Annotated in this window: 8 protein-coding genes; all 8 read right to left on the reverse strand. The window is 65.4% G+C overall.

Annotation, left to right across the window (positions count from 1 at the left end; translation table 11 throughout):
• Positions 1–25 precede the first annotated feature (25 nt).
• A complete protein-coding gene (locus tag VKV57_08815) occupies positions 26–1,456 on the reverse strand; it encodes an O-antigen ligase family protein (GenBank protein ID HLW60011.1) in 1,431 nt (476 codons plus the stop codon).
• Between the two features lie 163 nt (positions 1,457–1,619).
• A complete protein-coding gene (locus VKV57_08820; GenBank protein ID HLW60012.1) occupies positions 1,620–2,618 on the reverse strand; it encodes a polysaccharide deacetylase family protein in 999 nt (332 codons plus the stop codon).
• A 299-nt stretch (positions 2,619–2,917) separates the two neighbouring features.
• Positions 2,918–3,682 (reverse strand): hypothetical protein, encoded by a 765-nt coding sequence (locus VKV57_08825; GenBank protein HLW60013.1) that lies wholly within the window; start codon positions 3,680–3,682, stop codon positions 2,918–2,920.
• A 146-nt stretch (positions 3,683–3,828) separates the two neighbouring features.
• Entirely contained in the window at positions 3,829–5,226 is a 1,398-nt protein-coding gene (locus VKV57_08830) for a sugar transferase (GenBank protein HLW60014.1), read from the reverse strand.
• Positions 5,227–5,324: 98 nt separating this feature from the next.
• Positions 5,325–7,598, reverse strand: coding sequence for a polysaccharide biosynthesis tyrosine autokinase (locus tag VKV57_08835; protein ID HLW60015.1), 2,274 nt, complete (start codon positions 7,596–7,598; stop codon positions 5,325–5,327).
• Between the two features lie 22 nt (positions 7,599–7,620).
• On the reverse strand, positions 7,621–8,877 hold the full coding sequence (locus VKV57_08840) for an SLBB domain-containing protein (protein ID HLW60016.1): 1,257 nt from the start codon (positions 8,875–8,877) through the stop codon (positions 7,621–7,623).
• A 636-nt stretch (positions 8,878–9,513) separates the two neighbouring features.
• Positions 9,514–10,209, reverse strand: coding sequence for a response regulator transcription factor (locus VKV57_08845; protein HLW60017.1), 696 nt, complete (start codon positions 10,207–10,209; stop codon positions 9,514–9,516).
• A gap of 1,295 nt (positions 10,210–11,504) precedes the next feature.
• Positions 11,505–12,122 carry a DUF5666 domain-containing protein gene (locus tag VKV57_08850; protein HLW60018.1) on the reverse strand — a complete coding sequence of 206 codons (618 nt, stop codon included), beginning with the start codon at positions 12,120–12,122 and terminating at the stop codon, positions 11,505–11,507.
• Between the last annotated feature and the right edge of the window lie 46 nt (positions 12,123–12,168).

Here is a 12,168-nt window from a genome sequence, read left to right on the forward strand (position 1 = left end):
GATCGTCACCGACCGCATCCCCCGATCACCCGCGCAGTTGCTGCGCGTAGCCGACGATGGCCAGAAAGAACAGCGCCGGGTGCCAGATGAGTTCGGTGCTGAACGTTGAGGTCACCAGCAGCACGATCAGGACCCCGACGGCCTCGAGCCAGAGCCCACCCGTTTCTGCCTCGTGGAGCGCGAGGGCTCGGAAGCGCCACAAAGCCGTACACACGCTCACCAACGCAGCCAGAAGAAGCGCGAGCCCCAGCGCGCCGGTACTGAGGAGGACCTCCAGCCACGTGTTGTGGAGCGTGGAGGTCTCCGATTCGCCGATGTTCGCCAGCACGGTAAACCGGGGCCCGGCGAACCCGCCGAACCCCACCAACGGATGCTCCTGGAAGCGGTCCCAGGCGTAATTCCACCACGTCGTCCGCCCCGAGAGCGATTGGAACAATTCGGCGTCCTGCCCCCGGAGGACGAATTGCTGTGCCGCGTCGCGTAGCCCCGGGGTCAAGAGCACGATCAGCGCGGCCGCCGCGATGGCCATGGAGACGCGCCACCGGCGCATGGCGATGAGGATGACGACCAATGCGAGCAGGAACCCGGCAAGCGGTCCCCGGCTCTGTGCAAAGATCAGGCTGGCGAGACTCAGCAGGAAGGCCACCGCGTAGAATCCCCGGTGCGCCGTCGGGCGCGCGAGGCGTATCATGGCGACGATCCCCAAAACCGCCCCCATCCGCCCGACGGTGTTGGGGGGGATCAGCGGCACCACCCCGGAGATCGATATTCCCAGCAGGCCGCGCGTGGGTTCCAATGCCACACTCGGCCACACGAACACGCCTGCCCACACCACGAGCAGGAGGCCCCCGTACAGGGCCCACGTCCAGTCGAAGATCGTCTTGTACCCGCGCAGGCTCCGTAGGGTGGCCACAATCGCCGCCAGCAGTGCGAGATCGGTCAAGAACTCCAGGGACTTGTACGCGGTCCACGCCGGGTAGACCGACCACGCGACGGACGCCAGGTTGACGAGCCCATAGACCATCAGCCACCCTACGGCTCCCTTGGACAGGACGGCGAGCGGATTGGTCGCCTTCATGGACAGGCGGAGCAGGAGCGTCACGGCGACGATCCCCACCAGCGCCACCCTGTAGACCGCCCAAGGATCGAGGGGATTCTCGACCGACGCCTCCGCGCTGCGAATGCGGAACGTGAAGTCACTCAAAAAGAGGGCGGTCCAAAGCACGTGCCACCACCGCAGCCGAGGAAGGAGCGCGCTCAGCATCGGCACCCCGGCCCAGACTAGCCAGAGCACGCTCGCGCCCCCGATCACGGCCAACGTCGGCATCAGGAACTGGGGAGCCAGCCAGGCGAGCGCCAGGACAATCCCACCACAGGCGACGAACAGACCTACCCCGCTCAACGCAACGGGTGCGGCCGGCCGCCTCGGCCCCCGGACACCCAATGTCGAGATCACGCCTCTACCTCCCGGCGCTGGCGATGTGGCACGCGGGGCTGCACCGGAGTGTTCCGCCGGCCGCGCAGGACCCGGATGCGATCTCTGACTCGCACCCAGCGCCTGCATCTCACCACCCCGGACCTGGTGCGATCCCGCGGTCGACTCCTACCCCCGGCTTGGTTCACAGACGTAGGCCGACGGCAGGACCCTCGGGCGCTTGCCCCCTACCCTCTCTCTCCCCGTCCAGACGGCTCGCCTCCAAATTGGACCCGTGCGGCACGTCACGGCCGATCGCACCGCCTGCGCCAAGTTCGTGGACGACATCCGCCCACCACGCCGGCGGGCCTTTGGCCGACCAGCGCACCCCCCGCGGCGCCCACTCCTGCCAGGCGCCCAGGAGATCCCATGCCCCGGACACCTGATCTCGAAGGGTGCAGACGCTGTCCCCGCTGCAGGTGAACCGGGGGATCCTGAAGGGCGAGTCCGACGCCCGAATCCCCCGCCACGTCACCGCGGCCGCATATTCATACCCGGCGCCCGACACCACATCGACCGTTTCCCTTGTGAAATCGCAGTGGGGTTTGCCGAAGGGATACGCCATAAGACGGACGGGCACGCCCAGCCGGTGTTCCATGATGTCCTTGGGTCGCCGCACCTCCAGTTCCGCCGTGCGTCGATCCAGACGCGCCAGGTTGGGATGGCTGTAGGTGTGCGCTCCCACCTCCATCCCCGCCCGCTGCATTTCCCGCACCGCCGGCCACTCAAGCGGGCGGAGTTCGCTCGCGTGCGCACCCCACAACGTGCGGAGTCTTTCCAGGACGACCGGATTCCTCTCCAGCAGCCCAACCGTGAGGAAGAACGTCGCGGGGACCCCGTGCTCCCGGAGCAGGGGGAACGCGTATTCGTAGTTGTCGGCGAAGCCATCGTCAAAGGTAATGGCGACGACCGGCTGCCCCGCAGGGGATAGCGACGCGGCCCGAACGGCGGCTTGAAGATGCACAATCGTACAGTGCTGTTTCAGCCAACTCAGGTGCTGCGAAAACAGAGCCGGCGTCGCTGAGCGAAACGATCCGGTGGGGTGGATGGAATGGTAGCAGAGGACCACCACCCTGGAGGATACTCGGGGGACCACTACCCGCCGGCCCAGCTCGACGAACAGCCGCCTAAGCCACTTTCGCATCGGTTGTCCTCTCACGACGGCTGCACGCGCAGGGCGGAGCGGTCATGTACGCTCCCATCTGCCCTAACCCTCTTTGTACTGCCCAGATAGGGGGCCGTCGATATATCCCTGGGAAATAGCCGCGATTCGAAAGATAGACTTTTCATCCGGGACCGAGGCAGCCGAGGGAGTCCTTTTGGTCCTCCGGTTGGCGTCGGTTTACGAGGCCCCGTGCAGGTGTGCGCATTTCCGGTGGACATAACGAGGGGCTATTCCGTGGTAGCACGATCGCGCGGCCCCCTGCTCTGGTCGGCGTCCGTTCATCGGGTGGGGGAGGTCTCGCTCCCCTCCGCGACCGCCGGAGAGTCGACGAAACGCAGATCGCTGAGGTAGTGCGCCAGAGGGGTCACGTCCGCAATGTCCTCATGGTCCGCTTCGGTTTGGACGCCGATCGCCTCCTCGGGTGAAGCGTCCAAGCCGTCTGAGAGCGCCTCGAGGCGCGAGACAGAGGTGGAGAGCCGTTCGACGAACGCGGCGGTTTGTCGCACGGTCTCCCGCTCGAGGAGGGCGACCCGATGCTCGGTCCACGCCAAGATCTGGGCGGTCTCATCCCCCGACCGCCTCAGCTCTAGGCTCGCCACCCGCTCCGCAGCGCGCAGCACTTGTTGGGCAAGCACGCGGGCGCTGCCGATGATGTCGGCCGCGGCGGCCCGCGCCGCGCCTACGACCTCGCAAGCGGCCCGTTCCGCCGCCGCGGTGATCTCTTCCGCTCTGGTGTGGGCATTCTCGAACACCCGCTGGGTGGTCACTAAATCGTCGGGGGAGGGCCACTCCAGTTGCTGATAGGCTCGCAGCTTCGTCTGGACGGCCGCCAGCTCTCGCTGTAGCGTCTCGGTATCGCGGGTCGCCACACTCAGGGCACGCTCGAAGTCTCCGCGTTTGACCATCTCCAGGGTCAGCCGCTCGCGAAGCCTGCCCAGCGCCGTGGCCGCGTCAAGGACCGATTGCCGGACTTCCTTTCGATCGGCGCCAAAGAACCGCACCCCGAATCGTTGCGACGCGATCTGGTCAGGGCGCACGTCCACGTCCGTCACCTCCGGCAACAAGCCTGCGCCGGCTACGGATCCCGCCGCCACCTCCCGCCGGGATCCGGTGGAGATGGCTCAATCCCGCAGCGATCAGAGGGACCCGAGGCTCCACTTTTCGGCAGGAGGATCTCGGACAGTTCGAGCTAGAAAGCCCCCCGCCCCTTCAGCACGGCTCCCATGGATTTCCAGAGAATCTTCAAGTCGCCAAAGATCGAATAATAGCGGAGGTGACGCAAATCCTGCTCGGTGTTCAGGTGCATCGGCACCTCGCTCCGGCCATTCACCACGTACCACGAGGTCATCCCCTGAGGAACCGCCAGCCGCTGATACTGCCACGGGTCGTACTGGGCGACGACCCACGGCATCTCGGGCCGAGGTCCGACCAAGCTCATCTCCCCACGCAGGACGTTGATGAGTTGCGGGAGCTCATCAAAACTCAGGCGCCTGAATAGACGACCGACCCGCGTCACCCGCGGATCGTCGATCCGCTTGTGGATCATCTTGCCCGATTCGCTGTACACCATCACCGCGTCTTGAGACTTCTCGGCATCCACGACCATCGTCCGAAACTTATACATGGTGAACAGACGGCCGTTCTCGCCGACGCGCTGCTGTTTGAACAGGATCGGCCCGGGGGAATCCAAGCGAATGAGGACCGCAACAACCCCCATCACCGGCAGGGCACAGAGAAAGATCAGCGAGCCCAGCGCCACGTCAAGCAACCGCTTGGCCACGCGTTGAAACCCGTCGATCACCGGTTCGCGCAGTCCGATCATGGTCAATCCGCCCAGATACTCGACCCGAGTCCGGGCGAAGCCCAGGTCAAAGAAATCGGGAATCATGTACAAGCGCAGCGGCAGTTTCCAGAGCGAAACCAGCAGGTGCGCCAGACGGGACTGTTCGTGCCGTGGGAGCGCCAAGATGACATCGGTCACGCCGCGCCGGGCCACGATCTCGGGGATGGCGTGTATCCCCCCGACCTCGAGGCCCTCGACCAGCGTCCCTTCCTTGGCGGGATCGTCATCCACGAACCCGGCAAAGGTGGCCCCGGCCTCAGCCAGACTCCTCATGGTCTGGATCCCCAGTGGGCCTGCCCCGACGATCAGAGCCACCGGCATCTGGGGGGCCCAGCGCGCTGTCCGGTAGAGAACCCGGAGGATCAGTCGGTGTCCCAGCAGCAGCAACAATGCCACCGCGACGAAATACAAGAAGATCAAGCGGGGGAGCTCGCGATACGTCAGGTAGAGCGCCCCCGCCAGCACCAAGCTCGAGGTGGTCACCCCCACAACCACTCGCCGGGCCTCGTCGACGACCCGGTAAATCCGCCGCGCATCGTACAGGTTGGTCATGGGGAGGATGATGCCGAACAGGGAGACAACCAGCACGCGAACGAGGACGGGCGCCTTCGCGTCCCACCACCCGATCGGCGGCGAAAATGGGAGCAGACGCAGGCGCACGGCAATCGAGAGGGCCAGCGCCCCGCACCCCAGATCCAGCAGGTACAACAAGGTCATGTAGTTCGGCCCGAATCGCCTACACATCCAACGTTGCCCTCGCTACCCCAGAATCCATGTGATGCCCGGCCCGAGCGGCCGCGCCGCAGGCCAATGAGTCTTCCTCTTCTGCCTTCCTGCTGACGTCACCCGGGGAGCCCCTCCTGCACCGCCGCGGCCGGCGGCACGTGCTCCGGTGTGGCTCCGACAGCGGTATCCCCAAAATGCCATGGCCCTGCGGGCTCGGCTTCGTAGTAGCTGGAGTAGTATCGATCAAAGCTTCCGACGATTCCGGTTGGGACGGCCGTCGCCGCCACCCCGAGGATGCGAGCACCGACGGCCTGCAGCTGCTGCTGCGCCTTGTATGCCGCCTCCCGGGGCGTCGTGCCGATCTTGACCACCAGGAGCACTCCGTCCGCGGATGACGCCAGCACCGCGGCATCGCTCACCGGAAGAACCGGAGGGGCCAGGAGCACCAGCACGTCCGCTTCCTCGCGGGCCTGCTTCAACACCGCCCGCATGCGATCACTGCCAAGAAGCTCCGCCGGGTTCGAGGGCCTCCGCCCGGCGGGCAGGAACCAGAGATTTTCGACCCCCGTCCGCACCACCGCTTGCCGCACCGAGAGCCCTTCGGTGAGGAGGTCGCTGAGACCGTTCGCAGCCTCATCCCGGACCGTGCGCAGGGCCCAGCACTGGTCCAGCGCGGGCCTGCGCATGTCGCATTCCATCAGCCATACGCGCCGACCCATTTGCGCCAACGCGATCGCGAGATTGGCGGCCACGACATCTTGCCCCTCCCATGGCCCCGGGCTCGTGACGAGCAGGGTGCGGAAGGGCTCCTTGTGGACGTAGAGCAGGTTCGTGCGCAGATACCGAAACGACTCGGCGAAGGCGGTGCGTAGACGCGCCGCGGCCTGGAGCGATGCGGCCGTGGGGCGCCACTGCGGGAAGAGGTACCACAGCGGGCTGGTGGCCAACGCCGGTGCGCCCCCCTGCCCCTCCCGCGGCCGCAGCGAATTCCGATCGAGGCGGGGGATCAACCCGAGGATCGGCATCCCCAACACCGCCGCGGCGTCCTCGCCGGACTTCATCGGATCATCGAAATGCTCCTTGGCGAGAGCGCCTCCAGTGCCGACGATCAGCCCCAGGAACGCGCCGAAGATCAGGTCCATCGACCGGGACCTCGCCGGACGAAGCGGCACTTTGGCCGGATCGACCACGCGCACCGCACTGCCGATGGATGCCTCGGCGATCCGCGCCTGCTGGAGTTTGTCGGACAGAATCTGGTCGACCGTCTCAGCGTCCTTGGCCTGGCGGGCGAGGCGCACCTGCTCAAGCTCCCGTGCGGGCAGCTGGCGGAGCTTGTTTCCGTACTCCTGAATCGCCGCGGTCAGGGCCCCCTCCCGAGCGTCGTAGGAAGCGCTGACCACCTCATCCTGCCTCAGCTGCTGGGCGAGCTGCTGGTAGACCGGGTCGACGCCGTAGTGATCGACTTGCAAGCTGCGGGACAACTCGGCGTCCAGACGACGCTTGGTCTCCTGAAGCTTCGCTTCCTCGGCAATCAGTCCAGGATACTTTTGGGTAAACTGCCGGCGCATGCCGGAGAGGTTGATCTCCTCGGTCGCCAGCTGGTTCTGGAGGCTGGTGATCAGCGGGCTCGGAATCCACTGGGTGGGCGCCACCTGAGACTGTGAGGCCAGGCGGGCTCGGCTCGCCGCAATCCGCGCCTGGGTTTCCTGCCGCAACGTCCGCACGTCCACCAATTCGGCCTGCAACTGGCCAAGCCGGTTCACGCTCTGCACGGTTTGATCCTGGACCGCGACATCCCCATGCTCCGACTTGAAGGCTGTCAGCGCTTCTTCGCTTGCCCGCAGCTTCGGGGCCGCGACCGCCAGTTGCTGCTCGATGGCCTGCCGCAGCTGGGTAGCGCGGAGCCTCCGCGCTCCGAGGTCCATGTCGATGAGGCTGGCGGCCACGGCATTGGCGGCATCCGCGGCGGCCTTGGGGTTCCGGCTCGCCGCACTGATCGTGAGGAGCTGCGTCTGGTGAAGCGGCTTCACGCGCACCGTGGCCAGAACCTCGCTGGCCGCCTGAGCCCCCAGCGGAGGGGCCAGACGCGCCTGGGCCCCCTGAATGACGGTGTCGCTCCGAACCAGCTCGGCGAGGGTGGAAAGGTCAGGAGAGACCGCTTGAGCCTCCGCGTTCGGATCTGTGGGGCCAAACGCCGGTTGGTTGAGGACGACCCCCGGCGGCACCTTGTCCTGCGTGATGATCGTTGAGGCCTGGTACACGGGGGGAACGGCCAACGCAGCCACCATCCCCAGTCCGAGCCCGATGAGCAGCGCCCGAAGAACGATCTGCCGGCGCCGGTAGACCACGTCTATGATGTCTCGTAGTCGCAACTCGTAACTTTTGGTCATAGGAGAGGCCTCCACATCCTCCCTAGAAGGGCTTGAAGATGCTGGCGATGCCAGCCAGGATGCTCACGATCGTCTGGATGCCGTTGACCTTGTTTTGCGGGACCACCACAACGTCTCCGGGCTCGACCGGAACGTCTTGTGAGATATCGCCGGTGCGCAGCATTGCCTGGAGATCGGCGGAGATGAGCGCGCCGCGCCCGTTTGGCAGCGCGGTCGTGGTCGTCACCGGGGGCCCGGCAACAAGGTCTCCGCCGTTGGGCACCGACGCCAGGACGTTTGGTCCGGTGCCGCGCCTCCGCACGATATAGACAGTTTTGGCCGTCCCCGGCCCGGGCTGCGGCCCCCCCGCCATCGCGATCGCCTGGAGCATTGTGACCTGCCCCTTGATGACAAATGCCCCTGGGGCGCGCACGTCGCCGAGCACGTAGAATTTGTTGTCCAGCTCCTCGGGGATGTAGAGCGTGTCTCCGGCCTTGAGCGGAACGTTGAACCCGGTGTTCTGGTCGAGGAGGAGATCGTCCAGCAGGAGGTCCTGGGAGGCGCCGGTGGCGCGTACCAGCCGGGCCTGCGTCACCGAGGCGCGGTCTGTAAGCCCTCCGGCCATCAGCAAGGCGTCCAGGACCCGCATGTTGCCCTTGAGGCGGATCCGCCCGGGATGGACCACCTGACCTTCAATCGTCACCACGTTGGTGAGATCCTCAGGCACCACAAGCGTCTCGCCGCTGTGGAGCGCCACGTTGAGGCTGACGTCTCCGGCGAGCGCCCGGTCGACGTCCACGGCCGTGGGTGCCTCCCCGGGACGCAGGACCTGCACCCCCGTGGTGGAGGCGGTGTCGGTCAGGCCACCCGCGGCGGCGATCAGGTCAAGAAGGTGCGCTCCAGCCGGCAACTCGTACACCCCCGGGTGAGCCACCTGGCCGAGCATCGACACCCGGATCTTCCGGAAATCCTTGATCATGACCGTGACATGGGGATCCAGGATGTACGTGGCGTAGGCCGTGGTCAGGGTCGCCCTCAGCCGATCTACCGTGGTCCCGACCGTCGAAACGGAACCGATCAAGGGGAGGGCAATCCGATTGTCGGGCCCGATCGTGACCGTGCGGGCGAGGTCGGTGTACCCCCAGACGGACACATCCAGGACGTCCCCAGGGCCGAGCTCGTACGTCGTCCCCGGCGTCTGGCTATTCGCCGGAACGCCCGCCAGGAGCATTACAAACGCGGCAAGTAGCGCCACGGTCGACATGTGCACCCGCCGAAGACCCTGTCCGTACCTCATCATCCCTGACCCTCCCCGGCCCATACCTTCACCTCGGAGATGCACCCGGGGCCTCGGGGCACTCCCCTACGGAGCATGCGATCCCACGCTTGAGGCGTGCTGGGAAACAAACGACCAGACAAGTCCCAACCCGTGCGCTTGGGGGACGTGTTTCGAAGGGAGACTCGCATCGCACCGGAGGCCAACCATCCTGGCATCCCCGATGGCTTCGGCTGAGGGTCAGCTAAAGCGCCGGCCATTGCTGTGGTCCGATGCGTGCCGCAAGATGTAGCACAACTCCCGCTGTCCATTGTGGCCGCTTGCGAAGTACAGCCCGATCACTACATACTGACCGCCATTATAGCGGACGGTGCGTTCCCCGCGGTCCGTGCCAGCCGCGGAGCAATCCTCTGCCCGAGCATTGACTATTGCCGTGTCCGGCTCGATCCCGCCGCCCCGCTGTTCCCAGTGTCCGCAGACGATCAAATGCCTTACATCACTTTGTACCGCGGCACGGGGCGGACGTCGATATATCAGGCGGCGGAAGAGTGCCAAATCGAACGATAGACTTTTGAGGCGAGAGAGTTGAGTGTCTCCGGTCCCTGAGGCCGATACGGTAGGGACCCAATGTCTCCGGAGGAGCGGAGCGACGACCGGCCGCTACTTGATCAGGCCCTTCCGCAGGACATAGGCGACGGCCTGGGCGCGGTTCCGGGCGGGGAGCTTCCGGAGGATGTGGCGGATATGCGTCTTGACCGTGCCTTCCGCGACGACGAAGCGGGTGGCGATCTCTTGGTCCGTCCGACCCTTGGCGACCTCCGCCAGGATGTCGAGTTCGCGCGGGGTGAGCCCCCCGGTCTCAGAGCGCTGAGCCCCCCGCCGCTCCCGGGCCAAGCGCCCCAGGCGCTCCATCAGCTTGCGGGTGATCTCGGGGTGGAAGAAGGCGCGACCGTGGCACACCGAGCGCACAGCGGTCGCCAGGTTGGCACCGGGGATGTCCTTCAGGATGTAGCCGGTCGCCCCGGCCTCGATGGCCTCAAGCGCCTTCGCATCGTCGAGGTGGTCGGTCATCACGATCACCTCGATCTGCGGCATCGCCTGCTTGATCATCCTGGTAGCCCCGAGACCATCCTCCTCCCCCAGCTCTTGATCCATCAGCACGACGTTGGGTTTGAGTTCCAAGGCCACCCGAATTGCCTCGTCGGCGCTGTCGGCCTCGCCGATCACCTTGATGTCCTCAAAAGCGTTCAGCACCCAGCTGATCCCCTGGCGCATCAGCACCAAGTCAATAGCCAGGATCACTCGTACCTGTTGCGGAGTCTTCTCGGCGGTGGCGACGCTGGTGCCTGTGAGCATGTACCCCTCTATCCCCTAAGGTTCAATTCTAACTTTTCTATCGATAGATGCATATTGATTTCGTGCGAAAAGCTCCTTCCTTCACTTGATGGATTCGCCGTCACCATGTGAAGGAGGCGTCACGGATGATCAGCAACGTGACATCGAAACGGCGTTCCCCCTACACGCGATCGCCTTTACCGTGGGGGCCGCGACAAGGGACTCGCGGACGACGGTTTGGGGGACCTTCCCGAACACGCTTCGCAGGAGAACCGATAGCCTTCCTGACTGCGCCGAGAGCCCGGCCCTGAGGAGGTCGTCCCTGATGGCTCCCACGCCGTCACCTGTATGGGGAAGTGAAGAGTGACACACGGAGAACCGACGCGCCGACCCGTCAGAGAGAACCCCTGCGGCAGCACATTTATACCCGGCTTGCATGCCGCCTAATGTTTGTCCCAGATGACAAGACGACACCATGGGGGGCTCGAAATGAGGAGGCCGACAGATTAGACACTACTACCTCACGCTAAGTTGGGGCGGCTGTTTGGCGCGGCTGTAAGGTGGGCGGGGCTCCGAGACCACGAACCCCCAGGGGATCCCCGAAGCTCCATAGTGCGGCGCCTCCAGTTCGAGACGGGAGCAATTACGCTCTATCCGATCGAATTTGGAGGCTAACTCTTCCCCCACCATCACCTCGATGAGGTTGCGAGGACGGTTGCGGGAATCGATCCAGAGACGGCCATTGGAGCCCCCGGGGTGCTGGCGGACTGCGTGGAGGCGAGGAGCGAGTTTAGGAGTTGCGCCAGATTGACCGTGGTATTTTGCGCCGGATTTGGTCCGGGGATCACCAACTGCAGCTGCAGAAGCGGGGGCCCTCCTCCCGTAACCTGTGGCACACGCAGGGGTACAACGAGCGAGCCGGTAGCGGGCGTCGGCGTGAGCACTAGAATACTTGGAAGGGCCGGTGTCGGGATATTAGCGCCCGGGGCCTGAAAGACCTGGACACCCGGCCATTTCGGCACCAAGATCGACTGGGACGACAAACCCACGGGAGGCGCATTCACGGGTGAGAAGATGATGATCGTCCCCCCCACCGTGCCGGCCGGGGACGTCACATCGGCGAACGCCGGCGGACCCTGCGAAAGTACCCCGCCGAATCCTACGAAAAGGGTCATGAACGCCACAGCCGCTACGATCCTCCGAATCATCCCACGCTCCTCGGTGCCGACCTCGAACACTATCCGCCCCTCTAAGCTTCGATAGGCCTACACGGTACCCTTGCCTACGCTGAGAACCTGCGGCTCTCGGCCGGGGGGTTAAGCTTGGCCGGGCCGGTTAAAGACGATCGTCGACGCCCTGATGCTCCCGTCCGTATTGCCCGTCCCCCGAACGCTGATCCGCATCCCCGGCTTGAGATCCCCCAACCGCAGCGTGACCAGACGGTGAATCTCTGTCGCGGCCGGAACATTGATAGCGGCGGATCCGTCATTGTACTTCATGTATAAAGTGTGCCCCTCGACGCGGTCCGCATACTGCATGACGACCGCATTGGTCATCACGTCTCCGGACCGCATCGGGAACTGGCCCTTCGTCACCCGGTTCCAGAGCTCCGGGGAAAAGATGTTGATCGAGGTGGCCGACAGCGAGCCGTCCGCCTCCCGCTTCGCCGCGATCCCTAAGGCGGCACCGGGGGTGATCTCCCCGAGCGTTGCCGCCTGCCTGGCGAGGATCAGCGAGTCCGGTCCAACCTCGACGACCCTCTCCCCGCCGCCTGCGGGTGCGAGCCTGAGGCCGCTTCCGTTTACCGCCACGATCGTCCCCTCGACCATCGTTGCGGGGCCGGCCGAGGCGGCGGAGGTCGGCATCGCGGCCCCCCACGCAACCACCGCGACAATGGCCGAGATTAGCCTGCCGGGCCGCAGGTGCTGGCGCATCTACCTCACTCCTCTTCGGTTTCCATCCTCGGAAAGGCCTGCCAAT

This window comes from bacterium (assembly GCA_035307765.1).
GTDB lineage: Bacteria > Sysuimicrobiota > Sysuimicrobiia > Sysuimicrobiales > Segetimicrobiaceae > Segetimicrobium.

Excerpts from the sequence above, each read along its gene's own strand:
- VKV57_08830 (HLW60014.1), bottom strand. The coding sequence starts at position 5,226 with ATGTGTAGGCGATTCGGGCCGAACTACATGACCTTGTTGTACCTGCTG.
- VKV57_08820 (HLW60012.1), bottom strand. The coding sequence starts at position 2,618 with ATGCGAAAGTGGCTTAGGCGGCTGTTCGTCGAGCTGGGCCGGCGGGTA.
- VKV57_08840 (HLW60016.1), bottom strand. The coding sequence starts at position 8,877 with ATGATGAGGTACGGACAGGGTCTTCGGCGGGTGCACATGTCGACCGTG.
- VKV57_08835 (HLW60015.1), bottom strand. The coding sequence starts at position 7,598 with ATGACCAAAAGTTACGAGTTGCGACTACGAGACATCATAGACGTGGTC.
- VKV57_08850 (HLW60018.1), bottom strand. The coding sequence starts at position 12,122 with ATGCGCCAGCACCTGCGGCCCGGCAGGCTAATCTCGGCCATTGTCGCG.
- VKV57_08845 (HLW60017.1), bottom strand. The coding sequence starts at position 10,209 with ATGCTCACAGGCACCAGCGTCGCCACCGCCGAGAAGACTCCGCAACAG.